Here is a 25,175-nt window from a genome sequence, read left to right on the forward strand (position 1 = left end):
TATATTATTTTTTTCTTATTTTTAGAATATTTTATACGGTTTCCGTCTATAACTGATAGTAGAAAGTTGCATGAGAATGCAAAAATGCCCGACTCTATGTGGGGTAACACAAAGTGCCAGGCATTTGAATTGTTTTTTAGTTTACGCTTGTAAGTCTTTAAGTGTTTCTTCCTCTACCGCTGTGCTTGGTTCGTTTACACGTTCAATGTCCGCTCCAAGTGCAGCAAGCTTTTCATGGAAATTAACATATCCACGATCTAAATGTTTTAATTCAGTAACGCGAGTATATCCATCTACAACAAGACCAGCAAGGATTAGTGATGCAGCAGCACGTAAATCGGTAGCAGCTACTTCTGCGCCTTGTAGATCATTTGGTCCATGAATAATCGTTGATCGACCTTCAATTTTAATATTTGCATTCATGCGACGGAATTCTTCAACGTGCATGAAACGATTTTCGAATACTGTTTCAGTAATCATGCCTGTTCCAGTAGCTTTTAATAGAAGTGCCATCATTTGTGATTGCATATCTGTTGGGAAGCCTGGATGAGGCATCGTTTTGATGTCTACAGGTTTTAAATTGTCAGTACCAATTACACGAAGACCTTCTTCTTCTTCGATAATCGTTACACCCATTTCACGCATTTTAGCTACAACTGAGCTTAAATGTTCAGGAACTGCATTTTCAATTAATACATTTCCATTCGTAATCGCCGCAGCTACCATAAAAGTTCCTGCTTCAATACGGTCTGGAATAATATGATGAGTTGTACCAAATAGTGTTGGCACACCTTCAATTCGAATAGTGCCTGTTCCAGCACCTCGAACTTTACCACCCATTGAATTAATGAAGTTTGCTAAGTCAACAATTTCAGGTTCCTTTGCAGCATTTTCAAGAATTGTCGTTCCATCAGCAAGCGCTGCTGCAGACATGATGTTTTCTGTTGCACCCACACTTGGGAAATCTAAATAGATTTTTGCCCCTTTTAAACGACCGTTTGATTTTGCCTCTACAAAACCATTACCAACCGTAATTTGAGCTCCCATTGCTTCAAAGCCCTTTAAGTGTTGTTCAATTGGTCTAGATCCAATTGCACATCCACCTGGTAAAGCAACACGCGCATGACCATTTCTAGCTAAAAGTGGTCCCATTACAAGAATTGATGCTCGCATTTTGCGAACATATTCAAATGGTGCTTCAACAAATAAATCTTTTGAAGCGTCAACTGTTACTGTATTATTTTCGAACTCAACCTCTGTATTTAAATTACGAAGAACTTCGTTAATCGTATAAACGTCAGATAGAGTTGGTACGTCATGAATTATATTTTTTCCTTCACTAGCTAGTAGCGCTGCAGCAAGAACTGGTAAGACAGCATTTTTTGCACCTTCTACACGAACTGTGCCTTGAAGCTGTTTCCCGCCACGGACAATGATTTTATCCAAACTTTTCCCCTCCGTGTCCTAAAATAGATCTATCAATATTCTACTGTTATAATCGGTGTTCCAAGAATAATTGTCGTTGATTTATCAACATTGTTTTCACGAATTGCAATTTGTAAATTTATTTTTTTGCCATTTGCAACCAAAGCGTCATTCCACTGTTCAGTATATGCTGAAACAGAGACGAATGCCCCTTCTTTTATTTCTTCAATTTCTGTTGCTTTGAAAGTCCCCAAAAAATCATTTTTTATACCCTGCAAAACACCTTCAAGTTTACCACCCATTGTCCCCTTTATACAAGTAAAAATAGTAGGTTCCTTACTAAAAATATTTTCCATTGAATTCTTTATAAGACTTTTTGTTTCTTTTTCAGCGTGTTGGTCCCATTTAGTCCCACTCAGTTCATAAATTACATAGCTGCTATTACTGCTAGTAGATGTTACCACAATTCTTTCTGTGATTGACTTATGGTTAAATGTACCAATTATTTTATTACCATTATCTGTATAAGTCCATTTAAAATTTTTAAATTTTTCTTTATAATCACCGATTATTTTAGTCACTGAAGTATTCATTTTAGCTTCTCGTGCATACAAATTCCAACTTGTAACCGAAATGTCTTTTTTATTTAATACATCTGCAAAACGGTTCAATTGGCCTACTCCCGTGTCAGCCATACCGATTTTACCCCAATTAAAAAATAATACCGTAGCAAAAGTAATCATCATTATAAATAAATAGATCGTTTTTTTCATAAAAAATCCCCTCTCTCTTACCTCCATTTTTCACAGGTAAAGAGGGGTTTATACGGTGTTTTATAACATACTTTTTGACAAATTATTTCAATAAATATGAAATGTTTTTTGCATATTGAAGGTAGTCTAAGAAGAAACTACTTACAGCAGAAGAAATTGTAATTGTTAATAACACCATAAAAAGTCGAATTTGGGCGACATGACCTTTTTTCATAATACTTTCCCATTTAATTGCGGTTATTGCCCACCAAGTTAAAATAATGAAAAGTAAATGGACAATAATTGCTAATGCCGCTTCTGTCCCAACTAAAGCTTCCATTTTTATGCCCTCTTTTCGTTCGATCTTTTAAATAATTTTGTTCTTAATTGCAAATTAAAAAGTGTAGGAGTAATCCTACACTTTTTAATCTAAGTTTATTTTACGCCATAAAGAAATCTTTCACAATGTCTAGCTTATGAAATACATCTAAAGCTAAAGATGGTTTAATACCTAATACAATCGTTAAGACTGCACAAACTATAACAACGAAAAGATGTGTCTTTGGCAATACTATTTTACGTTCTTCACCACTTCTAAAGAATATATTTTGAAGGATGCCAAAATAGTAAAAGTAAGATACAACTGTAGTTAAAAGTAAAATTCCACCTAATACGAAATATCCTTTTTCTAGGACAAAAGCCCCCATGAAAATATTTAACTTTCCAATAAATCCTGCAGTTAATGGTATCCCTGCTAACGATAAAACGAATATTGACATGATAACCGCTAAAAATGGATTTGTTTTACCTAGTCCAGCAAATGAAGAAAGTGAATCTGATCCTCTTTGTTGTTGTACATTATAAACAATTGTTAAAATTCCGATTGTCATAAATGTATAAGCCAATAAGTAGAACCAAATACTCTCAAACATGAATAGGGAAATACTTACAAACGCAACTAGAACATATCCTCCATGTGCAATACCTGAGTATGCAAGTATTCGTTTTAGACTGCTTTGTTTTAAAGCAATTGTATTACCTATTATCATTGATAGCGCGGCTAACGTAGCAATAACCGGCTGCATTACTTCAAATACTGATTTATGTTCCTTCGTCAATAACGCACCTGTAAAGATCACTAAGAAAATGCGTAGTACGATGATAAATCCACCTGTTTTTGAAACAGTAGCTAAAAATGCTGTTACTGGAGTTGGAGCACCCTCATAAACATCTGGTGCCCACATATGGAATGGTACAGATGCAAGTTTAAATGATAATCCAACAAACACTAGAACGAATGCTAGAATTAATAAAAATTCATTACTACTCGGTACTCCTTGAGAAAGCAACGTATGCATTTCTGAAATGTTAGTCGTACCTGTTAAGCCGTAAGTATAGCTTAAACCGAATAATGTGATTGCCGTCGAAATACCACCGTTAATTACATACTTGAGTGCAGCCTCTGAAGAACCTTCTCTTCTCTTTTGAATCCCAACTAAAATGTAAGATGAGATTGAAAGTAGCTCTAGTCCAACAAATAATGTAATTAAATCGCTACTTGAAGCCATATACATCGCGCCAATTAAGGCAGTGATAAATAACGTATAGTATTCTGATCGCTCTGCAATTGTTTTATCTCCTAAAGCAAGTAATAAGACTAAGATTGCTCCAATTAATAAAACAGATTTAAATAGTAGCCCAAACGAGTCTAGTTTGAAAGATCCGGCTAATAGACTTGTATGTTTATGCGAATATAGTGTGATTAACCATACAAATGAACCAACAACGCTAAGTAAGCCAATCCAACCGACTATTTTACGATTTACATTTTTAGGTAGTATAAGCTCAAGGATTAATAGAAGAAGCGCAGCAGCTACTAGAATAATCTCAGGACCCATAGTTCCCCATTGAAAATCAGATAATGCTTTCCATGTCATCTTCTATACACCTCTAATCCCTTGAATGATAAAATCCACTGATGAAACGATCATATTATTTACGAATGCTGGGTATACACCAAGCAGGACAATCGCAAGTACCAAAATGACTGATGCGATTGCTTCGCGTTTTGATAGATCAGTGAATGATGAAATAAAATCACTATTTTTACCGAAGCATAATTGTAAAATTGCTCTTAAAATATATGCTGCAGTTAAAATGATACCTAATGTACCAACTGTTGCAATTACTTTATGACTTTGGAATAGACCAACAAATGACAACCATTCCCCTACGAAACCTGATAGGCCAGGTAAACCTAGAGATGCCATACCACCAAAAAGTAATAATCCAGCTAATCTAGGAGTTAATTTTGATAACCCAGAAATACGATCAAAGCTTGTAGAATCACCTCGGTTTTCTAGCATACCAACTATTAAGAATAGTAATGCTGCAATTAAACCGTGAGATACTGATTGCAAAATAGCTCCTTGAATTCCGGCACTATTCATCGCCGCTAATCCAATTATTACAATCCCCATATGCGAGAAACTTGAGTAAGCCAATACAGAACGTAATTCCTTTTGAATTAAAGCAATATAAGCTCCATAAAGTAAATTAATTACACCAATAATCGCAAGAGCAGTCGACATTTTGTCAAATTGCTCTGGAAAAATACCTAATGCAAAACGAATTAAACCGTAAGTTCCAATTTTTAAAAGGATCCCAGCGTGAATGATTACAACAGCAGGATTTGCTTGAGTATGTACATTCACCATCCATCGATGGAACGGGAATAACGGTAGTTTAATTGCGAATGAGATTAATAAACAAACTAATAAAACCATTTTTAAATGATCTGAAATTGGGCTAAGTGTCTGTTGGCCCGACGGAATAATATTTGCTAACACTGCATAATTAGTTGTGCCAGTGCGAGCAAACAGAACAGCTATAACAAATAATAAGAACGCAGAACCTAATCCGTTGTAAATTAAGAATTGGTAACCCGCACGCTCACTATCATATCGGCCCCATTTTCCAATTAAGAAGAACATCGGAACTAGCGTTAATTCAAAGAATAAGAAGAATAACACTAAGTTCTGAGCTGTAAATACCCCAAACATCCCTACTTGTAGGATGAATAATAATTGGTAAAAGCCTTTTGAGCCTTTATTAATTGAATAACCTGCTATTACAGCGATTAATGAGATTATACCAGTTAGTAAAATCATAACTAATGATAAACCATCTACGCCAAGTTCAAATTTTACTTGAAACAATCTAGTCGAACCAGCAAAGATTTTTCCAAACGAGAACCAATCGTATGAAATATTCCAGTCTTTTAAACTAGAATGATTATGACCTGCTATATATGCAAGAATTGTAATAGCGAATGATAAAACTGAAGTCGCTAATGCCCAAAGCTTATAAGAATTTTTTGGAGCGAAAGAAACTAGTAATAATCCTAATAAAGGTGAGAAAACAACCCATAATAAGAAACTCGACATCATAAGTTGTACCCCCCTGTCACAACGATTGCTAGTAAAATTAGTGCTAGACCAAGTAGTGTAATAAATCCATAAGTTTGAACTTGACCACTTTGAAGTCTTGAACCAATTCCACCGATACTACTTACAATTCCTTTTACTAAAACTGCAAGCCCTTCAATTACAAAACGCTCAATTACAAACATTACATGCCCGATTGCAAACATACCCTTTACGATCGTTACGCTATATAATTCGTCTACATAATATTTATTAAGAAGAATTTCATGGAATAATCCGTTTTCTTCTTGATTAGTTTGCTGAGGCTTTCTTCCATACATATTGTAAGCAAGTGTAATACCCGCTAAAGAAACAAGAGTTGCTACAATCATAATCCAAACCGGTTCATGACTATGTTCAGTGATTTTAAATGGAACACCATCTAATAAAAAGTCATTTAAGTGGCGTCCAAAGAATGGTGTATTAATATAACCCGCAAAAATTGCAAGGATACCTAATAGTGACATTGGAATAACCATTGACTTCGGTGATTCGTGTGCACCTTTTGTTTTTTCTTCACCAGTGAAAACTAAGAAGAATAAGCGGAACATATAGAAAGAAGTAAAGAATGCTGCAACTAAAGCGACAACGAATAAAACGTAATTTCCATGTTCCCAAGTTGCTGCTATAATCTCATCCTTACTAAAGAAACCAGATAGTAACGGTACACCTGTAATCGCTAAAGTACCGATTAGAAATAGTGCAGATGTCCACTTCATTTTGTGACGTAATCCACCCATTTTAAAGATGTCTTGAGTGTGTACTGCGTGAATTACACTACCTGCAGCTAAGAATAATAAAGCTTTAAAGAATGCATGCGTAGTTAAGTGGAAGATACTTGCTGTATATCCCCCAACACCTAATGAAAGCATCATATAACCTAATTGGCTGACTGTAGAATAGGCAAGCACTCGCTTTATATCTCTTTGTACTAGACCAATACTTGCTGCAAAAATAGCAGTAAATCCTCCAACAATCGCAACAACAGTTAGAGCAGTTCCACTAGCGATAAAAATTGGATAAGTAGTCGCAACTAAGTAAACACCGGCTGCTACCATCGTTGCTGCGTGGATTAATGCAGAAACTGGTGTCGGACCTTCCATCGCATCAGGAAGCCATGTGTGAAGTGGGAACTGACCTGATTTCCCCATTGCCCCAACGAATATTAAAATGGCAATAAGTGTTAACATACTAGTACTCACTTGTCCTCCTTGGATTACATGGAAGATTTGATCGAAGTCAAAGCTCTTTGTTTTCCAAAATAAAAGGACCATCCCAATAAATAAACCAACGTCCCCTATTCTAGTCATAATGAACGCTTTTTTAGCTGCTGCTTTTGCTTCTTCTTTGTAGAAGTAGAAACCAACAAGTAAAAATGATCCTAGACCTACTAACTCCCAGAATACATAAAGTTGTAGAATACTAGGTGAAATGACAAGTGCTAGCATCGCAAATGTGAATAAACCTAAATATGCAAAGAATACCGTAATACGGTCGTCGTCTTCCATATAAGCAGTAGAATAAATATGTACTAATGTACTAACAAACGTAACAATTACTAACATTAACGAATTTAGTGCATTTACTACATATCCAACGTGAATATCGACATTACCAATTGTTAACCAAGTGTATAATTTCTGCACTGTATCCCCTTGTAGACGGTCAAATAAGACGAACAAGGAGATGATGAATGAGATTCCTGTTAAAGTTGCCCCTAAAATCCCACTACCTTTCTTTCCTTTTGTACCAGCTAATATTAGGATTAGAAACGAAATTAGCGGAAGTACCGGAACAAGCCAAGCATACTGCATCATCAAATTTCACCTCCTAATTATCTTTTCAATGAATCAGCTTCATCGATATTGACTGTCTGACGATGACGATACCATGCAATTAAAATTGCAACGCCCACTGCAGCTTCAGCAGCCGCAACTGAGATCGTAAATAATGAGAAAATTTGTCCAGTTAAAGACGGTGCCACACCAAGTTTACTGAATGCCACTAAATTAATATTTGCAGCATTTAACATTAACTCGATACAAATTAACACGATTACTGTGTTTCGCTTTGTTAGTGCACCATATAAACCGATACAAAATAATATAAGCGCTAAAAGAAGATAAGCATTAATTGGAACTGAAGTCATTCCTTCGTACCCTCCTCTTTTGAATCATCTGATTTTGCTAAAATAATCGCACCTACTAAAGCAATTAGTAATAATACAGACATTACTTCAAATGGTACGATGTGATTTGAAAATAATTGTAATCCAATATTTTTCGTATTGTTTGTTGCTAAATCAACATCTGATGCATCGATTGAAAGACCGTTTACACCTAAAAACATAACAACTCCAAATGCAACAATACCAACAAATGCAGCAATATTTCTCCAATTTCTTTTTGGCTTTTCACTTTCAATATCATGCTTTGTTAACATGATTCCAAAAATCATTAAGATCGTTACTGCACCTGAATAAATAAGAATTTGAACAACCGCCACAAATTCCGCTGATAAGAGAACATAAATCCCTGCAATACTAATGAATGTTAATACAAGTGAAAGCATCATGTGCATTACTTTCGTTGAGTTTAACATCATTACTCCGCCTAATATGGCTGCTAAAGAAAGAAGAAAGAAAGCAACTACAAAACCACTCATGCTTTATTCTCCTTTCGAATGTTTTGATCATTTTCATCAAGCCATTGAAGGTCTTTAAACAACTCATCACGTGAATACTCTGCAAGCTCAAAGTTATTCGTCATAATAATCGCTTCTGTAGGACAAACCTCTGTACATAAATCACATAAAATACAAATTTCGAAATTGATATCGTATGTGTCGATAATTTTTCCTTTTTTCGCAGGATCAGGATGCTTTTTCCCAGTTAATGTAATACAGTCTGTTGGACAGATTGCCGAACATTGGTTACAAACAATACATTTTTCTGGATAAAACTTTTGAATACCACGAAAGCGATCTGGTAACGGAATCGGCTGATTTGGATAATCATATGTTACTTTCTCGCGCGTTAAATTTTGAAGAGTATACTTTAATCCTTTTACTAACCCAATCATGACTCACACCCCTTTAGATTGGTCGATTTGTTTAGAAGAATAAGCTTTTTACTAAAGCAGTTATTAAAATATTAGCTAATGAAACTGGTAACAGTACTTTCCAACCGAACTCCATTAATTGGTCAGCTCGTAAACGTGGGAACGTTACACGGAACCAAATTAATAAGTATAAAATCACACTAAATTTTAAAGAGAACCAAACAGCTCCAGGAATAAAGTCTAGACCTGCAATCGGCTTCCATCCACCTAAGAATAGAATTGTAATTAATGAACACATTGCAAAGAAATATACATATTCCGAAAGCATAAAGAACGCCCAACGGAAACCTGAAAACTCTGTATGATAACCTGCAACTAACTCTGATTCTGCTTCAGGTAAGTCAAAAGGTGTACGATTTAATTCAGCAACTGCTGCAATTAAGAAAACGATAAAAGCAATCGGCTGAGTTACAATGAACCATACATTGTCTTGAGCATTAACAATATCATTTAAATTTAAGCTTCCTGTTAATAGGATTACACCTAATACACTCATTACTAACGGAATTTCATATGAAATCATTTGTGCTGCTGCACGCATACCACCGATTAGTGAGTATTTGTTATTCGATGCCCAACCTGCTGTAACAACACCAACAGTTGTTAACCCTGAAACGGCAATATAATAAAGTAACCCGACACCAATATCAGCAAACTGCAAATTTTCTGTAAAAGGTAGTGTTGCTAATACCATAAACGCTGGTGCAAATGCGATGACTGGAGCTAAAATAAATAATGGTTTATCTGCTGCTTTTGGAATAGTATCTTCTTTTAAAAGAAGTTTTAATACGTCAGCAACAGTTTGTAGTAAACCAAATCGTCCACCAACTTGGTTCGGACCAATACGTCCTTGCATGAATCCCATTACTTTACGTTCTGACAGAATACCAAACGTAACGAAACCTAAAACTACAAATAGAAAAATAACGCCTAAACCTAAATAGATGAGAAAATTAATCCAAGACGGTGTACTTTGTAGAAGATTTTCTATCATTATCCGTCTACCTCCCCAAGTACAATATCAATGCCACCTAAAATAGTAATTAAGTTTGCGATGTTTTCACCTTTTAATAGCTTTGGAAGAATTTGCAGGTTATAAAAAGATGGTCGTCTAAACTTCAAACGATACGGCTCTTTTTTTCCATCACTCGCAATATAGCAACCAATTTCTCCACGTGGTGACTCGATTCTTACGTATCCTTCACCTTTAGGAGCTTTAATGATTTTAGGAACTTTTGCTAAAATATCACCTTCAGCAGGGAATTGTTCAACAGCTTGTTCTAAAATCTTTAATGACTCTTCAATCTCTAGCATTCTGCACATATAACGATCCCATGCATCTCCAGCCGTTCCTACTGGTACATCGAAATCAAAACGGTCGTAAATAGAATATGGAGCATCTTTTCGTAGGTCGTATTTAACGCCCGTACAACGTAGATTAGCACCACTTAGTGAGAAGTTAATCGCATCTTCTTGTGAATATGCACCGATGCCTTTTACACGATTAATAAAAATTTCATTACCTGAAACTAAATCATGATAACCCTTTAGCTGCTCTCTCATATAAGGAATGAATTCTCTTACTTTTTCAATCCATCCATCTGGAGCATCCCACTTAACTCCACCAACACGCATATAGTTAAAAGTAAGTCTCGCCCCACATAATTCATTTAATAGATTGATAATCATTTCACGCTCTCGGAAAGCATAAAGGAATGGACTAACTGCCCCAATATCTAGAAGATTTGTACCCCACCAAACTAAGTGACTAGCAACTCGACCTAGCTCCATTGAGATCACACGTAAATATTCCGCGCGGTCTGGAACCTTAATATCCATCATTGTTTCAACAGCATGGCAGAGAACATAGTTATTTGTCATTGCCGATAGATAGTCCATACGGTCTGTATAAGGAATAATCTGTGTATATTGAAGATTTTCAGCGATTTTTTCTGTACCTCGGTGTAGATAACCGATGACTGGCGTCGCCTCTTTAATGATCTCTCCATCAATCTTTAACACAAGACGAAATACACCGTGTGTACTAGGATGCTGAGGACCGACATTTAATAGCATTTCTTCAGTACGAATCATGGCTTATCCTACACCCCCTCGTCAAATTGAACATAATCTTTTCTAAGTGGGTAGCCAACCCAAGTTTCCGGCAGTAAAATACGTTCCAATTTTGGATGTCCTTCAAACTGAATGCCTAGTAGATCATATGTCTCACGCTCCGGCCAGTTTGCCCCTTCCCAAATTGGAGTAATACTATCGACAATCGGCTGATTGCGATCTGCTCTAACTTTTAAAGCGATTCCATGTTTACGTTTATATGAATAGATGTAAGAGTAAACCTCCATGTACTCAACGAAATCAGTTCCATGTAATCCAGATAAATAAGTAAATTTAAGCTCGTTATTATTTTTTAAGTATTCTGCCACTTTATAATAAGCATCGTTTTTGATTGTAAAAGTTGGATCATGTTTAGAAAGTGTATTGATTGTTGCTTCCTCAATCACTTCAGCGCCAAACTCTTTTTCAATTAATGCCTTTACTTCATCTAATAATGGTTGATTATGAGAAGCTTTTGCTTCTTCAGCTGGAGCCTCAGTAGCACCGCCTGATTTTGCTTTGGCTTTTAATGCTGCCGCTGCTTTCGCCTTCGCAACTGCAATTGCCTTTGCTTTCGCTTTTGCCGCGTCATCGTCAGAACCAGCACTTGCTGTGTCTTCTCCACCTGCTGCTTTTTGTTTTGCCAACGCTGCTGCCTTCGCTTTTGCTGCCGCTACTGCTTTTGCCTTCGCCGCTGCAATTGCTTTCGCTTTTTCATCATCTGCACCGTCTGATGGAGTTTCTCCACCTTCAGCTGCTTTTTGTTTAGCTAATGCCGCTGCCTTCGCCTTTGCCGCCGCTACTGCTTTTGCTTTTGCCAATGCTAAAGCTTTTGCTTTTTCATCTTCTGAAGCTGGTTCTTCTGCTTGCTCCCCTGCTTCTGCTGCTTTTTGTTTCGCGATTGCTGCTGCCTTCGCCTTTGCTGCTGCAACAGCCTTTGCTTTCGCCAATGCTAAAGCTTTTGCCTTTTCATCTTCTGAAGCCGGTTCTTCTGCTTGTTCCCCTGCTTCTGCTGCTTTTTGTTTTGCGATTGCTGCTGCCTTTGCCTTCGCTGCTGCAACAGCTTTTGCTTTCGCTAGTGCAAGTGCTTTCGCTTTTTCATCTTCAGTTGTTGTTTCTTCTTGTTTTATTTGATTTTCATCGGCTGGCTTTTCAACTAAAGAAGCTTCTTCTTTCTGGACACCATTGTTATCAGCGCCTTCTTTTTCCGCCTTTAACTGTTCCATTTTTCGTCTAGCTGCTTCTTTCGCCCTCTCAGCCGCTTCTTTCTTTAGTTGTTCTTTAGACTTATCTTCACTCATTTATTCGTCACCTGCTTTCCAGTTTTAGCCTCGTAACGAATCTTCTCTTTTAATTTGTTAATACCGTAAATTAACGCAGCTGGATTCGGAGGACAACCAGGAATATAAACGTCTACAGGAATGATTTGGTCAACTCCTTTAACGACTGCATACGAGTTAACGTATGGTCCACCAGCAGTTGCACATGAACCCATTGCAATTACCCATTTAGGCTCAGGCATTTGGTCATATAAGCGTTTCACAATTGGAGCCATCTTTTTCGTAACAGTTCCAGAAACAATCATACAGTCAGATTGACGAGGAGAAGTACGGAAAAACGATCCAAAACGGTCTAAATCATAATGTGATGAACCTACACCCATCATTTCGATTGCACAACAAGCTAACCCGAATGTTAATGGCCATAACGAGTTACTCCTTGCCCATGCCTTCACTTCTTCCAAAGTAGTGAAGAAAATATTTTTTTGGAGTTCCTCCATCTCAGCAACAGAAATTCCATCTAGCTTCATAACCATTTCAACACCTTCTTCTTCCAAGCATAAATAAGTCCCAACAGTAACATAAGGATAAAGATAATCATCTCCACAAATGCAAAAAGTCCTAATTGATCATATGCTACAGCCCACGGATATAAGAAAACAGTTTCAACATCAAAAATAACGAATAATAGTGCAAATATGTAATACCCAGCGTGGAAACGAACCTTCGCATCATGGAATGGTTCAATACCACTTTCATACGTCGTTGCCTTCGCTTCAGTTGGTACGTTTGGTCTTAAAATTTTCCCTATCACTGAAAGTGCAACAACTGGAAGCGCTATCCCAATAACTAGAAACACGACTACGATCACGTAATTATTTAAATAAGCATTCACGAAACTTGTCCCTCCCCTAACTACAGAGCTCTACATTATATACTTATTATAAATATAATGTATTTTTCATTAATTTTTACTATTCAGTTTTGTAATCGTATCCATTATAACAAATGTGACAAAAACGTGTCGATATTTATTGCCATTAATCCTAAAATTGATAATATAGTTGGAAAATAAATTCCATTATTCTCTAATAATCATTAATGTACGCCGTTCTAATAGATTTCTAATGTTTTAGCCACTGTTTCTGATATCGAAAACTTTATATCAGTATAGGAGTTATCCACAAATCCACAGAAAGTTATTCACAATTTCCACAAATTAAAAAATAGTGATAATTGTCGAAGAAAAAAAATAAACCAACTCAAAAAATTGAGTTGGTTTATTTTTAAGATGCAATCGTTTCTGAAGATTGCTTATTTTGATTTTTAGATTTAGGTTGTGCAAACTTTCTACTTTTTGTACTTCCCATAAAAAATGAAAGAACTAAAGCAATACCAGATAATGCAGTTGCGAAAATAAATGCATCATTAATACCGTTAATTGATGCTAATTTAGAAGCCTGACTATAAAGTGACGTAACTGCTAACGCACCACCCTGTGCAGAACTTACTCCAGCCGCGCCCGCTAACTGCGCGCCTGTGTGATGAACCCAATCCATAATGAAGGAATTCGTTGAAGTCACTTCATTTGAAAAGTCCGCCAAATGGTTTGTCGTTTGAGTCGTCATAATTGTAACAAGGATTGCCGTACCTACCGATCCAGCCACTTGTCGCAAAGTATTTTGAGTTGCAGTACCATGAGTAATCATCTTAACTGGCAACTTATTTAAACCAGCAGTCATGATTGGCATCATAATAAATGACATACCAAATGAACGTAGTGTATAGAAAAACATAATTTTTAAATATGGTGTATCAATAGACAATTTTGTGAACTCATAAGTTGTAAAAGTCATAATAAGCAGTCCAAAAATCGCTAAAGGACGGATTCCATATTTATCGAATAATTTACCCGTAAGAGGTCCAAGTGCACCCATAATTAATGAACCAGGTAGCAATAATAAACCTGCTTTAATTGGCGTAAAACCACGGATGTTTTGTAAATATAGAGGTAATAAAAACATCCCTCCATATAAAGCTGTTGTAACGATTAAATTAATTAATAATGTGTAAGAAAAAGAAAAGGATTTAAATACTTTTAAGTTAATTAATGGTTGTTTTGCCGTTAATTCTCTCCACACAAATAATCCTAAGCTTATAAACGCAATCACTAATGATAGGACTACTTCTGTGCTACCCCAGCCTTCATTACCAGCTTCACTGAAACCATATAATAAACTACCAAATCCAAGTGACGAACTTAGCACTCCCAAAATATCTAAAGTTGGGAATGAACGTTTACGTGAAATACGGAACCAAGCATTAGCTAGAATGATTGCAATGACACCAAACACAGCCATTCCATAGAATAAGAAATGCCAAGAATAATCTTGAACAACATAACCAGTTATTGTTGGACCAATAGCTGGTGCCAGGATCATTGCGATCCCCATTAATCCCATAGCAGCTCCACGCTTTTCAGGTGGGAAAATCGTCATAAAGATATTCATACCAAGAGGCATTAATATACCTGCTCCGACCGCTTGTACTACGCGTCCAACCATCATAATTGGGAAATTACCTGAAAGAGCACAAATAATTGAACCAACCGTAAAGGCAATCATCGAAAAGATAAATAACTTTCGATAAGTAAATGTTTCAACTAAATAGGCACTGACTGGAATTAAGATACCATTTACCAACATAAATCCAGTAGATAGCCATTGTGCAGTCGAAGTTGTAACATTAAAATCAGCCATCAACTTCGGTAAAGCAACATTTATTAATGTTTGATTTAAAATAGACACGAACATCCCTAGTAACAGCACCGTCAAAACTTTACCCATACTAAAACTTTGCTTTTCATTCGATTCAGTTGGGGCTGGTTTCTTTTTAACTTCTTCAGATTTTTCTATTTTAGTTAATTCTTCTTTTTGAACTGTTTCTTTTGTTTGATCTATTTTTGGACTATTTTCTTTATTTCTTAAAGCAATTCGGTTAATAATAAAGAAAACAATTAAGCAAAACCCTCCATATGCTATGATCATTCCAGTAGACATCGAAATTCCTCCTTACTTATGGATACGAACAGAAGCATTCATTCCTGGAACAATTTCAAATGACTTGTTATGATCTAAAGAAATTCTTACTGGGACAACCTGTTCCACTTTCGTATAATTTGCATTAGAATTTCCAGAAGGTAGTAAACTAAATGTATTAGCAGTAGTTAAACCAACAGACTCTACAGTTCCTGTTAATGTAGTATCCGGATATGCATCAACATACACATCAACTTCTTGTCCTTTTTTCACATCTTCTACTTGAGTCTCTTTAATATTTGCTGTAACCCAAAGATTATCTAAGTTATATGCATAACCAAGAGTTGAACCTGCAGCAACTAATTGATCTTTAATTGCATTTGTTTGAACAATAGTAGCGTTCGTTGGAACTGAAACCGAAACTTCATGAGCTGTGTCACTAGCAGCTTGAGGTGCAGTTAAAACTTTACCAATTGATTGGTTTGGTGAAAATGTTTTACCAAATGAACCTGACCATGAATCAAGCTTACCAGCAGCAGGAGATGAAATAACAATTTGTTGTCCATCTATTTTTGCATTATCCGTTTTTATATAACTCGTAGATTGATCATAATAGTAATAACCGACAAATCCACCAGCAACTAATATGACTAAAGTAATTATGTTAACAAACACCATTTTCTTCATGTTCCCCATAAATAAAATCCTCCTAATTTTTAATCGTTTCTCTCTATATAGGTAACAAAAGTAAAACAACACATTGTCGTTTTACTTCTCATAGTTTTTAATTATAATTGATTTAGAAACGTACTCAACCGTTAATAATCTTATTTTTGTTGTTTAAACAACACTTTAGTAATTCATTGTTTATTTTATTAAAGTTATTTAATAAAGGAGTTTTAAAATGTCCATAAAAAATAATCTCGACCCCCGCGTCGTTCGAACTAGACAACTTTTACAAGATGCACTAATTAATCTACTAGCTGATAATAAAGACTTCGAATCAATCAGCGTTCAAGATATCACAAAAAAAGCAAACGTTAACAGAGCAACCTTTTATAGCCACTACGAAGACAAATACCAAATGGTACGACAAATTGTTAGAGAAAAGCTAGTTGATTTAGACAAAGCAATGAAAAATGTTAATTTCAGTATGTATGACGGAAACCAGAATAATCTTGAAGAGATGACCCTGCAATCTTACTACCATCTATTCGAACATGTCGAAAAAAACAGCTACTTCTACAAAGTCCTGCTTAGAAGACAAGGACCAAATCTATTTAGAAGAAGACTTTACGATGTACTAGCAACAGCATTCGAAACAGGCATCAAATTCATTCAACCAAAAAAGAATAAATTCCAAGTACCTAGCGACCTGCTAGTAAGTTATATTTCCGGCGCAACTCTAAGCGTAATCTCATTCTGGGTTGAAAATGACATGCCCTACTCAAAAAAACACATGGCAGAGTATTTACTAAAAATCTCAAGAAACGGAATCTTACCGACTGCAGGACTGGAAAATATTTAATAAGAAGATTGTTGAGATAACTCGTCTAAATAGTGGGTTTTGTCCTTTTTTGTTCCTGAGGTTGTGAGGTTTAGTTTTGATAGGAGTCTTGAAGCGTTATAGATAGAGGGAATATGAAGAAAGTCTCTAGCTTGTTTATTTTTTATCGTGTTTCCAATTAATAAAAGATAATCAACCAATGCACCTATATGTGCTTCTTTTGAGTCATGTAGGCAATAGTTGCAAATCCAATTTCCTTTATCACGCTCCATAGTAAACTGACTACAATTAGAACAAAGTACTCCAGTAAGAAGTTCAGCACTACTAATATTGTACTTGTCTAATATATTTTGATCTAAAAGCTGGTGTTGTTTTATTAATAGTTTAGCTAACTTCCTTATTTCTTTTTGAGTATAAAGATCTGTTTTAAATTTTATTTCTAGTTCTTCAACCTTTTTATAAAGTAACTCTGAGTGAAAAACTTTTTTAGCAATTTCACTTTGATTTATAGACGCTTTTATTATCGTTTTTGGATTGCTTACTACAACATACGGTATTACACATAAATTTTTAAAGTTATGCTTTCGAAGCCATTCAGTAAGTTGTCTTTTTTGCCTTTCAACTTGAATAATAGGATTTGTAAAAGACTCTTCCTTTCCATCGATAATGCGAATAAATTGATTAAAGGTTTGATCAAAATACAATGTACCAATTAAATTCTTTACTTCAATAATGATTAGCAAACGCGGTGTGATAATAATCGTATCAATTTGAAAAAAGTGTTTAAAATCATCTACTAGTCTGAGATCGTGCAAAATAATACTACTTTCTTTTGGAAAAAAGCTTAAATGATAGTCTAAGGACTTTTCACCGTGATACCCTGCTTTGTACTTGAAGAGATCTTCCTCAATTCTTGTCCATTGTGGATGATTATTAGGTAACCTTCTTAAAAGCGCTTCTAACTTTTTAATAATCAGTGGTACAGTTCGTTCTTTTAAAATCATCAAAAATCACCTCTCTTGGATTTCTTTTCTTTATTCAAGTTTTTTTGTTGGAATACCTTCTAATTGAAAATGAAAAAAACGAGCGATTTTATCTCTTATTTTCCGTAATTCATCTAAATTTCATCTAGAGTTGAACTATTATTTAATAAAACTAACTATTTTAAACTAATTTCGATCACAATTATGATTATTTAGTTTGATTTGCATGTTTTATTTGCAGTTTCAGTAAAATTAATTGAAGTTATCACAATTTTATTTGCAGTTTCCCAAACTTTATTTGCAGTACCTTGATTTTATTTGCACTTTCGCTATTTTTAATTGCAGTTTTACAATTTTCAATTGCACTTTGTCCAATTTTATTTGCACCTAACTTCGTATTGCTGATTAATTAATCTTATTTGCACCTTTCCAATGCTTAATTGCACTTTTGAAATTCTTATTTACAGTTTTAACACCCTTATTTGCACAGACATGAGCTAGTTATTGACAGTAACGGCATCTACTTTACTTATTTGCACCTTTCTCCAGTTTATTTGCAGTTTTGAAATGCCTATTTGCAATTTTAAAATCCTTAATTACGATTTGCCTTTTTTATTTGCGATTCTCAAGTTTTAATAGCGATTCGCCAATCTTATTTGCGATCCCCGACTTCCCCTCCTTACAACAAAATCAACACTACTTTACCGCAAGCATTCAAACAACAACCCAACAAAAAAAGAGCCACAAAAGGGCTCTTTTTAAAATTACTTATATTGTGCTACGTTTAAACGGTTCATTGCTTTGTGTAAAGCAAGTTCAGCGCGTTTGATGTCTGTGTCAGGGCGTCTGTCTTGTAGACGTTTTTCTGCACGTTTTTTTGCTTCTACTGCACGCTCAACATCGATTTCAGTTGATGCTTCAGCAGATTGAGCCAATATTGTAACGGCTTCAGGTCGAATTTCAATGAATCCGCCACTTACTGCAACATAGTCTGTTCCAGCTTGTGATTTAATTTTAACAGGTGCTGTTGCTAACGGTGCCACAGTTGAAATGTGTCCAGGTAAGATACCTAGCTCACCGCTAGTTGCTTTCGTGCTAACGAATTCTGTTTCGCCTTCATAAGCCGGTCCATTAGGAGTGACGATACTGACTTTCATTGTCTTCATAGTGAACTCCTCCTGTCTAGCTTCTGAGCTAATCAAGTTCATTCAATTAAGAATGATGAACAAGCTTTCGATTAGACAATTATTATACTAATGTTTTTGCTTTTTCTACTACTTCTTCAATGCGTCCAACTAGACGGAATGCATCTTCTGGAAGAGTATCGTATTTACCTTCTAAGATCTCTTTGAATCCACTAACAGTTTCTTTAACTGGTACGTAAGAACCTTTTTGTCCTGTGAATTGCTCCGCAACGTGGAAGTTTTGAGATAAGAAGAATTGAATACGACGAGCACGAGCTACGACTAATTTATCTTCTTCTGATAACTCATCCATACCTAAGATTGCGATGATATCTTGAAGTTCTCTATAACGTTGTAAAGTTGATTGTACTTGACGAGCTACTTCATAGTGCTCTTCACCAACGATTTCAGGGTTTAATGCACGAGATGTAGATGCTAATGGATCTACCGCTGGGTAAATACCCATCTCAGATAAACGACGCTCTAAGTTTGTTGTAGCATCTAAGTGAGCGAACGCTGTAGCTGGTGCTGGATCCGTATAGTCATCGGCAGGAACGTAAATCGCTTGAATCGAAGTTACAGAACCTTTGTTTGTTGAAGTGATACGCTCTTGTAATTGACCCATTTCAGTAGCAAGAGTTGGTTGGTAACCTACCGCAGAAGGCATACGACCTAATAGGGCAGAAACCTCAGAACCTGCTTGAGTGAAACGGAAGATGTTATCGATGAAGAATAACACGTCTTGTCCTTGCTCATCACGGAAATATTCAGCCATTGTTAAACCAGTTAAGGCAACACGTTGACGTGCACCAGGTGGTTCGTTCATTTGTCCGAATACCATCGCTGTTTTCTTGATAACGCCAGAATCGCTCATTTCGTGGTATAAGTCGTTACCTTCACGAGTACGCTCACCTACACCAGCGAATACTGAGATACCGCCGTGCTCTTGTGCGATGTTGTTAATTAATTCTTGAATTAATACAGTTTTACCTACACCCGCACCACCGAAAAGACCGATTTTACCACCTTTGATGTAAGGAGCTAATAAGTCTACTACTTTGATACCAGTTTCAAGGATCTCTACTTTTGTAGTTAATTCTTCAAATTTAGGTGCTTGACGGTGAATTGGGTCACGACGTACGTCTTCTCCAAGTGCTTCGTCTAAGTCAATGTTGTCACCTAATACATTGAATACGCGTCCTAATGTAGCGTCACCAACTGGAACCGAAATTGGTTTACCTGTGTTAACTGCTTCCATTCCACGTACTAATCCATCAGTTGAAGCCATTGCAACTGTACGAACAGTATCGTCACCTAAGTGAAGAGCAACTTCTAATGTTAAATCAATGTTTACTTCGTTTGCGTTGCCCGCTTCTTTACGAACACGTAACGCATTATATATTTGTGGTAATTGGCCGTTTTCGAACTTTACGTCTACAACCGGTCCTAATACCTGAGTAATAATACCATTGCTCATCGCTTTTCCTCCTAGCATTGTTTCATTAAAAGCCGATCAATTTATATAGCCGTTATAAGCAGATTAGCCAAGTGCTGCTGCTCCACCAACGATTTCAGTAATTTCTTGTGTAATTGCTGCTTGACGCGCACGGTTATAGTGAAGAGTAAGCTTACTAATAACTTCTTTCGCGTTATCAGTTGCACTTTTCATCGCTGTCATACGTGAAGCGTGTTCACTAGCTTTACTGTCTAATAATGCACCAAAGATTAAGCTTTCTGCATATTGAGGCAGTAAAACTTCCAAGATTTCATCATCAGATGGTTCAAATTCGTAATTAGTTGTTGCCTTACCTGTGTCAATATCAGTTAAAGGTAATAGCTTTTTCTCAGTAACCTCTTGAGAAATTTTACTTATGAAATGGTTATATGATAAGTAAAGCTCATCAAAAATGCCGTCAGTATACATTTGAACTGTACGATTAGCAAATTTTTGAATATCATCGAATGAAGGTTGATCTGGAATTCCAAGAACCTCTTCAACGATTGGGTAACCTAAACGCTTAAAGTAATCACGTCCAACTCGACCTAATACAATAATTGCAAATTCATCATTCGATTTATGACGATCTCTAATTGTATTAGTTACCGCACGTAATACGTTACTATTAAATGCACCAGCTAAACCACGGTCAGAAGTGATGACAATGTAACCAGTCTTTTTAACTGGACGAGTTACTAGCATCGGATGTCTACTGTTTACACCTTTTGCCACGCTACCAACTACCTCTTGCATTTTGTCCATGTAAGGAACAAATTGCTTAGAGTTTTGTTCAGCACGGTTTAATTTCGCAGCAGAAACCATCTCCATCGCTTTTGTGATTTGGCTTGTCTTTTTTGTTGAATTAATTTTTGTTTTTATATCGCGTAATGATGCCACAGGTTTTCACCACCTTTTGGTAAACAGTTAAATGAAGGACGAGCTAGAGCCCGATCCTTCAAATCCAGATATTTAAATCGCCTTCTTATTTAGAAGCAATAAAGTTCTTTTTAAAGCTTGTGATTGCAGCATCAAGGTCAGCTTCGTTTGGTAATTTACCAGTATCACGAATAGCATCTAAAAGACCTTTAGCATTAGCGTCCATCCAAGCTAACATTTCTTCTTCAAAACGAGTAATGTCTTCAACTGCTACGCTGTCTAAGTGACCACGTGTTAGTGCATATAAAGATGTTACTTGTTTTTCTACTTTTAAAGGTTTGTGTAAACCTTGTTTAAGGATTTCAACTGTACGAGCACCACGGTTAAGTTTAGCTTGAGTTGCTTTATCTAAGTCAGAACCGAACGCAGCAAATGCTTCAAGCTCACGGAATGACGCTAAGTCAAGACGTAGCGTACCTGCTACTGATTTCATCGCCTTAGTTTGCGCTGAACCACCAACACGTGATACAGAAAGACCTGCATTGATCGCTGGACGTACGCCAGAGAAGAATAAGTCAGACTGTAAGAAGATTTGTCCGTCAGTAATTGAGATTACGTTTGTTGGAATATAAGCTGAGATATCACCAGCTTGTGTTTCGATGAATGGTAATGCAGTTAATGAACCGCCACCTAACTCATCATTTAACTTAGCTGCACGCTCTAATAAGCGAGAGTGTAAGTAGAATACATCCCCTGGATATGCTTCACGACCTGGAGGACGTTTTAATAGTAATGAAAGCTCACGGTAAGCTACCGCTTGTTTTGATAAATCATCGTATACTACTAATACGTGTTTACCATTGTACATAAACTCTTCACCCATAGTTACACCAGCGAAAGGTGCTAAGTATAACATTGGAGCTGGAGATGAAGCAGGTGCAGTTACAACGATTGTGTAATCTAAAGCGCCATGCTTACGTAAAGTTTCAACAAGTCCACGAACTGTTGATTCTTTTTGACCGATTGCAACATAGATACAGATCATGTTTTGGTCAGCTTGGTTAAGGATTGTATCGATTGCAACAGCTGTTTTACCAGTTTGACGGTCACCGATGATTAACTCACGTTGTCCACGTCCGATTGGTACAAGAGCGTCGATCGCTTTGATACCTGTTTGTAATGGCTCATGTACTGATTTACGTGCCATTACGCCAGGAGCAGCGTTTTCGATTGGACGAGATTTTGTTGTTTCGATTGGGCCTAAACCATCAACTGGTTGACCTAATGAGTTTACAACACGTCCTACTAATGCTTCACCAACTGGAACTTGCATGATGCGTCCAGTACGACGAACTTCGTCGCCTTCTTTAATGCCTGTGTAAGGTCCTAAGATGATGATACCTACGTTGTTTTCTTCTAAGTTTTGTGCTAGTCCCATAACGCCGTTAGAGAACTCAACTAGCTCTCCAGACATACATTGGTCAAGACCATGAGCACGAGCGATACCGTCACCAACTTGGATAACTGTACCAACATCACTAACTTCTATTTCAGTTTGGTAATTTTCGATTTGCTTTTTAATCAGCGCACTGATTTCTTCAGCTTTGATGCTCATGCATTTCACCCCTATCTACAAACTATTTTGCGATTAATTCACGTTCGATTCGAACAAGTTTATTTTTTAAGCTGCCGTCAAAAATACGGTTTCCAACACGCACTTTGTAACCACCGATTAATGATGGGTCAATTTCGTTTTTCACACGTATTGAATTTTTACCTAATTTAGAAGCGAATAACGCTCCAATTTTCTCTAGTTCTTCAGAAGACAATGCCGTTACAGAGTAAACTGTTGCATCTGCAATATTACGAGTTTCATTCGCAATTTTTACATACTCAGTTACTAAATTAGAAATAGTGCTTAAGCGTTGGCGATCAACTAATAAACAAACTAGATTTAATACCGTTTCAGAAATTGAAGCAAATGTGTCATTTAAGACAGACTTTTTGCTTTCTTTTGTGATTCCAGGATGTTGTAAAAACTTATTTAATTCTAAGTTTTCTACGTATTCCTTTTTCACTACTTGTAAATCATGTTCAACAGTTTCTACTAAATTTTGTTCAGTAGCTAATTCAAAAAGAGCGTTTGCGTAGCGTTTTGCAACTAATTCGTTACTCATTTAGCTTCGCCTACTTCTTTAAGAAATTGATCAAAAATAGCAGATTGGTCTTCAGACTTCACTTCTTTTTCAAGTACTTTAGAAGCAATTAATACAGATAATGAAGCAACTTGTTGTTGAACTGATTGTACTGCAAGCTCTTTTTCACGAGTAATTTCACGTTTAGCGCTTTCTTTCAAGTTTTCAGCTTCTGCTTTTGCTGCTGCAACGATTTCTTCACGTTGTACATCAGCTTGCTTTCTAGCTTTCTCAAGAAGCTCGCGAGCTTCTGTACGAGCAGCAACTAACTCTTGCTTTTGCTCTTCAACTAGTTTCATTGCATCTGCGTTGTTTTTCTCAGCTGAATCTAATTGATTAGCGATGTGATCTTCACGTTGTTTCATAATTCCCATTACAGGTCCTAATGCATACTTTTTCAGAAGAGCAAGTAAAATTAGAAATATTACTAATTGAAACACGACATTGCCCCAAGGTACACCATGTCCTGCCTCAGCTAATACGAATTGTGATCCGTTTAACACAAGCTTTCACTCCCTTCAAGGGTTGTATTTATTTATTTATTTATTTATTTTTTATAACATAGCCCTCATCTCTTACCGACTTGGACTTAACTTTCAAAAGGAATCCTTCAAAACTGAGTGTCATAAAGGAATGGCGAAGTAAATGTGAACACAAACTTCGCCATTTTTTTAATAATTTGTATAATCTTAAGCTTTACCAAATGCCATGAATGCGATAACTACTGCGATGATTGGAAGTGCCTCAACTAATGCAACCCCGATGAACATTAAAGCTTGAAGAGTTGAACGTAATTCTGGTTGACGAGCAACACCTTCTACTGTACGTGATACAATTAAACCGTTACCAATACCTGCACCTAGTGCACCTAAACCAATTGCGATTGCCGCTGCTATTAAAGCCATTTTAAATTTCCTCCTTCTTAATCATAAGAAATATATTTTTTATAATAATTTTTATCTAACTACCAAATTCAAGTGAGCTGCTTAATGCTCGTCCGCCACTTTATGTGACAAGTACACCATCGTTAACATTACGAAGATAAACGCTTGGATTGAACCAACAAATACAGAGAATCCTTGCCAAACAATCATCGGTATTGCTGCCGCGATTGTCCAAATCACACCTGCACCTACACTATCCGCATATGCATGTGTACCCATTGTTGCAAGTAAACCTAATAATACTTCCCCTGCGTAAATGTTACCGTAAAGTCGAAGACCTAGCGTTAATGTGTTCGCTAATTCCTCAATAATTTTTAATGGAAACAAGAATCCCATCGGCTGGAAAAACCCTTTTCCATAAGCCTTAAAGCCTCTCATTTTAATACCATAATAATGTGATAAACCAACTATAAAGATTGCTAATGATAAAGTAATGACTGGGTCTGATGTAGGTGATTTCCAAACTGAGCTTCCATCGATCGAGATATCGAACGGTAGACCTAACATATTTGAAACAAATATGTACATAAGTAATGTCACACCTAGTGTAAGGAAGCGACCACCAGTTTCCCAATCCATTGTACTGTTGATAAGGCCTTTAACGAAGTCAATAATCCACTCAAAAAAGTTTTGTTTTCCTGACGGACGTATTTGTAGACTTCTAGAGCATGTAACTGCGATGATAAAGACGATTACTGCAGCAATGGTTGTCATTAGAACATTTGTATACGTAAAATCTAAACCAATAAAATTAAAACCTTTAGCTTCGTGTTCCAA

Annotated in this window: 26 protein-coding genes; 1 reads left to right on the forward strand and 25 read right to left on the reverse strand. The window is 36.3% G+C overall.

What is annotated here, in order from left to right; all coding sequences use genetic code 11:
* Positions 1 to 141: 141 nt before the first annotated feature.
* The 16 genes from murA to CN692_RS09565 all read right to left on the reverse strand — a co-directional run bounded on the left by murA (position 142) and on the right by CN692_RS09565 (position 15,889).
* Complete coding sequence (gene murA / locus CN692_RS09490; RefSeq protein ID WP_098118910.1) at positions 142 to 1,446, reverse strand: UDP-N-acetylglucosamine 1-carboxyvinyltransferase; 1,305 nt, start codon at positions 1,444 to 1,446, stop codon at positions 142 to 144.
* 32 nt (positions 1,447 to 1,478) lie between these two features.
* Positions 1,479 to 2,198, reverse strand: coding sequence for a YwmB family TATA-box binding protein (locus CN692_RS09495; RefSeq protein ID WP_179865461.1), 720 nt, complete (start codon positions 2,196 to 2,198; stop codon positions 1,479 to 1,481).
* An 82-nt stretch (positions 2,199 to 2,280) separates the two neighbouring features.
* Positions 2,281 to 2,517, reverse strand: coding sequence for a DUF1146 family protein (locus tag CN692_RS09500; RefSeq protein ID WP_098118912.1), 237 nt, complete (start codon positions 2,515 to 2,517; stop codon positions 2,281 to 2,283).
* A gap of 100 nt (positions 2,518 to 2,617) precedes the next feature.
* The gene (gene nuoN, locus CN692_RS09505; protein ID WP_098118913.1) at positions 2,618 to 4,114 is read right to left on the reverse strand and encodes an NADH-quinone oxidoreductase subunit NuoN; all 1,497 of its coding nucleotides are present in this window, start codon (positions 4,112 to 4,114) and stop codon (positions 2,618 to 2,620) included.
* A 3-nt stretch (positions 4,115 to 4,117) separates the two neighbouring features.
* Entirely contained in the window at positions 4,118 to 5,626 is a 1,509-nt protein-coding gene (locus tag CN692_RS09510; RefSeq protein WP_098118914.1) for a complex I subunit 4 family protein, read from the reverse strand.
* Entirely contained in the window at positions 5,623 to 7,479 is a 1,857-nt protein-coding gene (gene nuoL / locus CN692_RS09515; RefSeq protein WP_098118915.1) for an NADH-quinone oxidoreductase subunit L, read from the reverse strand. Before nuoL ends, CN692_RS09510 begins: the two co-directional genes overlap by 4 nt.
* Positions 7,480 to 7,496: 17 nt before the next feature.
* The gene (gene nuoK, locus CN692_RS09520) at positions 7,497 to 7,811 is read right to left on the reverse strand and encodes an NADH-quinone oxidoreductase subunit NuoK (protein ID WP_098118916.1); all 315 of its coding nucleotides are present in this window, start codon (positions 7,809 to 7,811) and stop codon (positions 7,497 to 7,499) included.
* Positions 7,808 to 8,326 carry an NADH-quinone oxidoreductase subunit J gene (locus CN692_RS09525; RefSeq protein ID WP_098118917.1) on the reverse strand — a complete coding sequence of 173 codons (519 nt, stop codon included), beginning with the start codon at positions 8,324 to 8,326 and terminating at the stop codon, positions 7,808 to 7,810. Before CN692_RS09525 ends, nuoK begins: the two co-directional genes overlap by 4 nt.
* Positions 8,323 to 8,742: an NADH-quinone oxidoreductase subunit NuoI gene (nuoI, locus tag CN692_RS09530; RefSeq protein ID WP_098118918.1), complete on the reverse strand. Its 420-nt coding sequence runs from the start codon at positions 8,740 to 8,742 to the stop codon at positions 8,323 to 8,325. Before nuoI ends, CN692_RS09525 begins: the two co-directional genes overlap by 4 nt.
* A gap of 31 nt (positions 8,743 to 8,773) precedes the next feature.
* Positions 8,774 to 9,775, reverse strand: a complete 1,002-nt coding sequence (gene nuoH / locus CN692_RS09535) for an NADH-quinone oxidoreductase subunit NuoH (RefSeq protein ID WP_098118919.1) — start codon at positions 9,773 to 9,775, stop codon at positions 8,774 to 8,776.
* Positions 9,775 to 10,875, reverse strand: a complete 1,101-nt coding sequence (locus tag CN692_RS09540) for an NADH-quinone oxidoreductase subunit D (protein ID WP_098118920.1) — start codon at positions 10,873 to 10,875, stop codon at positions 9,775 to 9,777. The genes nuoH and CN692_RS09540 overlap by 1 nt, the downstream gene beginning before the upstream one ends.
* Before the next feature lie 8 nt (positions 10,876 to 10,883).
* The gene (locus CN692_RS09545) at positions 10,884 to 12,194 is read right to left on the reverse strand and encodes an NADH-quinone oxidoreductase subunit C (protein ID WP_098118921.1); all 1,311 of its coding nucleotides are present in this window, start codon (positions 12,192 to 12,194) and stop codon (positions 10,884 to 10,886) included.
* A complete protein-coding gene (locus CN692_RS09550) occupies positions 12,191 to 12,709 on the reverse strand; it encodes a NuoB/complex I 20 kDa subunit family protein (protein WP_088041662.1) in 519 nt (172 codons plus the stop codon). Before CN692_RS09550 ends, CN692_RS09545 begins: the two co-directional genes overlap by 4 nt.
* Positions 12,700 to 13,068: an NADH-quinone oxidoreductase subunit A gene (locus CN692_RS09555; RefSeq protein ID WP_056469320.1), complete on the reverse strand. Its 369-nt coding sequence runs from the start codon at positions 13,066 to 13,068 to the stop codon at positions 12,700 to 12,702. Before CN692_RS09555 ends, CN692_RS09550 begins: the two co-directional genes overlap by 10 nt.
* Positions 13,069 to 13,459: 391 nt before the next feature.
* Positions 13,460 to 15,232, reverse strand: a complete 1,773-nt coding sequence (locus CN692_RS09560; protein ID WP_098118922.1) for a DHA2 family efflux MFS transporter permease subunit — start codon at positions 15,230 to 15,232, stop codon at positions 13,460 to 13,462.
* Between the two features lie 12 nt (positions 15,233 to 15,244).
* The gene (locus CN692_RS09565; RefSeq protein WP_373605030.1) at positions 15,245 to 15,889 is read right to left on the reverse strand and encodes an HlyD family secretion protein; all 645 of its coding nucleotides are present in this window, start codon (positions 15,887 to 15,889) and stop codon (positions 15,245 to 15,247) included.
* Between the two features lie 226 nt (positions 15,890 to 16,115).
* On the opposite strand from CN692_RS09565, the gene CN692_RS09570 reads away from it, so the two are divergent.
* Positions 16,116 to 16,739 carry a TetR/AcrR family transcriptional regulator gene (locus tag CN692_RS09570; protein ID WP_098118924.1) on the forward strand — a complete coding sequence of 208 codons (624 nt, stop codon included), beginning with the start codon at positions 16,116 to 16,118 and terminating at the stop codon, positions 16,737 to 16,739.
* Here the strand turns inward: CN692_RS09570 and CN692_RS09575 are convergent.
* From CN692_RS09575 to atpB, 9 genes are all read right to left on the reverse strand, one after another.
* The gene (locus CN692_RS09575; RefSeq protein ID WP_098118925.1) at positions 16,736 to 17,722 is read right to left on the reverse strand and encodes a nuclease-related domain-containing protein; all 987 of its coding nucleotides are present in this window, start codon (positions 17,720 to 17,722) and stop codon (positions 16,736 to 16,738) included. The two genes, CN692_RS09570 and CN692_RS09575, sit on opposite strands and share 4 nt — an antisense overlap.
* A gap of 743 nt (positions 17,723 to 18,465) precedes the next feature.
* Positions 18,466 to 18,867: a F0F1 ATP synthase subunit epsilon gene (locus tag CN692_RS09580; RefSeq protein WP_098118926.1), complete on the reverse strand. Its 402-nt coding sequence runs from the start codon at positions 18,865 to 18,867 to the stop codon at positions 18,466 to 18,468.
* Positions 18,868 to 18,949: 82 nt separating this feature from the next.
* Positions 18,950 to 20,362 (reverse strand): F0F1 ATP synthase subunit beta, encoded by a 1,413-nt coding sequence (atpD, locus tag CN692_RS09585; protein WP_098118927.1) that lies wholly within the window; start codon positions 20,360 to 20,362, stop codon positions 18,950 to 18,952.
* Positions 20,363 to 20,425: 63 nt separating this feature from the next.
* Entirely contained in the window at positions 20,426 to 21,280 is an 855-nt protein-coding gene (locus CN692_RS09590) for a F0F1 ATP synthase subunit gamma (protein WP_098118928.1), read from the reverse strand.
* A gap of 85 nt (positions 21,281 to 21,365) precedes the next feature.
* Positions 21,366 to 22,874: a F0F1 ATP synthase subunit alpha gene (gene atpA, locus CN692_RS09595; RefSeq protein WP_056469307.1), complete on the reverse strand. Its 1,509-nt coding sequence runs from the start codon at positions 22,872 to 22,874 to the stop codon at positions 21,366 to 21,368.
* A 22-nt stretch (positions 22,875 to 22,896) separates the two neighbouring features.
* On the reverse strand, positions 22,897 to 23,436 hold the full coding sequence (locus CN692_RS09600; RefSeq protein WP_098118929.1) for a F0F1 ATP synthase subunit delta: 540 nt from the start codon (positions 23,434 to 23,436) through the stop codon (positions 22,897 to 22,899).
* Positions 23,433 to 23,957, reverse strand: coding sequence for a F0F1 ATP synthase subunit B (gene atpF, locus CN692_RS09605; protein ID WP_098118930.1), 525 nt, complete (start codon positions 23,955 to 23,957; stop codon positions 23,433 to 23,435). Before atpF ends, CN692_RS09600 begins: the two co-directional genes overlap by 4 nt.
* Before the next feature lie 186 nt (positions 23,958 to 24,143).
* On the reverse strand, positions 24,144 to 24,359 hold the full coding sequence (atpE, locus tag CN692_RS09610; protein WP_098118931.1) for a F0F1 ATP synthase subunit C: 216 nt from the start codon (positions 24,357 to 24,359) through the stop codon (positions 24,144 to 24,146).
* A gap of 81 nt (positions 24,360 to 24,440) precedes the next feature.
* Positions 24,441 to 25,175: a F0F1 ATP synthase subunit A gene (atpB, locus tag CN692_RS09615; protein WP_098118932.1), complete on the reverse strand. Its 735-nt coding sequence runs from the start codon at positions 25,173 to 25,175 to the stop codon at positions 24,441 to 24,443.

Origin of the sequence: Bacillus sp. AFS002410 (assembly GCF_002556365.1) — a bacterium.
Classification (GTDB): Bacteria; Bacillota; Bacilli; order Bacillales; family Bacillaceae_G; genus Gottfriedia.

Excerpts from the sequence above, each read along its gene's own strand:
- CN692_RS09495 (WP_179865461.1), bottom strand. The coding sequence starts at position 2,198 with ATGAAAAAAACGATCTATTTATTTATAATGATGATTACTTTTGCTACG.
- CN692_RS09500 (WP_098118912.1), bottom strand. The coding sequence starts at position 2,517 with ATGGAAGCTTTAGTTGGGACAGAAGCGGCATTAGCAATTATTGTCCAT.
- nuoN (WP_098118913.1), bottom strand. The coding sequence starts at position 4,114 with ATGACATGGAAAGCATTATCTGATTTTCAATGGGGAACTATGGGTCCT.
- CN692_RS09510 (WP_098118914.1), bottom strand. The coding sequence starts at position 5,626 with ATGATGTCGAGTTTCTTATTATGGGTTGTTTTCTCACCTTTATTAGGA.
- nuoL (WP_098118915.1), bottom strand. The coding sequence starts at position 7,479 with ATGATGCAGTATGCTTGGCTTGTTCCGGTACTTCCGCTAATTTCGTTT.
- nuoK (WP_098118916.1), bottom strand. The coding sequence starts at position 7,811 with ATGACTTCAGTTCCAATTAATGCTTATCTTCTTTTAGCGCTTATATTA.
- CN692_RS09525 (WP_098118917.1), bottom strand. The coding sequence starts at position 8,326 with ATGAGTGGTTTTGTAGTTGCTTTCTTTCTTCTTTCTTTAGCAGCCATA.
- nuoI (WP_098118918.1), bottom strand. The coding sequence starts at position 8,742 with ATGATTGGGTTAGTAAAAGGATTAAAGTATACTCTTCAAAATTTAACG.
- nuoH (WP_098118919.1), bottom strand. The coding sequence starts at position 9,775 with ATGATAGAAAATCTTCTACAAAGTACACCGTCTTGGATTAATTTTCTC.
- CN692_RS09540 (WP_098118920.1), bottom strand. The coding sequence starts at position 10,875 with ATGATTCGTACTGAAGAAATGCTATTAAATGTCGGTCCTCAGCATCCT.
- CN692_RS09545 (WP_098118921.1), bottom strand. The coding sequence starts at position 12,194 with ATGAGTGAAGATAAGTCTAAAGAACAACTAAAGAAAGAAGCGGCTGAG.
- CN692_RS09550 (WP_088041662.1), bottom strand. The coding sequence starts at position 12,709 with ATGGTTATGAAGCTAGATGGAATTTCTGTTGCTGAGATGGAGGAACTC.
- CN692_RS09560 (WP_098118922.1), bottom strand. The coding sequence starts at position 15,232 with ATGTCTACTGGAATGATCATAGCATATGGAGGGTTTTGCTTAATTGTT.
- CN692_RS09565 (WP_373605030.1), bottom strand. The coding sequence starts at position 15,889 with ATGGTGTTTGTTAACATAATTACTTTAGTCATATTAGTTGCTGGTGGA.
- CN692_RS09570 (WP_098118924.1), top strand. The coding sequence starts at position 16,116 with ATGTCCATAAAAAATAATCTCGACCCCCGCGTCGTTCGAACTAGACAA.
- CN692_RS09575 (WP_098118925.1), bottom strand. The coding sequence starts at position 17,722 with ATGATTTTAAAAGAACGAACTGTACCACTGATTATTAAAAAGTTAGAA.
- CN692_RS09580 (WP_098118926.1), bottom strand. The coding sequence starts at position 18,867 with ATGAAGACAATGAAAGTCAGTATCGTCACTCCTAATGGACCGGCTTAT.
- atpD (WP_098118927.1), bottom strand. The coding sequence starts at position 20,362 with ATGAGCAATGGTATTATTACTCAGGTATTAGGACCGGTTGTAGACGTA.
- atpA (WP_056469307.1), bottom strand. The coding sequence starts at position 22,874 with ATGAGCATCAAAGCTGAAGAAATCAGTGCGCTGATTAAAAAGCAAATC.
- CN692_RS09600 (WP_098118929.1), bottom strand. The coding sequence starts at position 23,436 with ATGAGTAACGAATTAGTTGCAAAACGCTACGCAAACGCTCTTTTTGAA.
- atpE (WP_098118931.1), bottom strand. The coding sequence starts at position 24,359 with ATGGCTTTAATAGCAGCGGCAATCGCAATTGGTTTAGGTGCACTAGGT.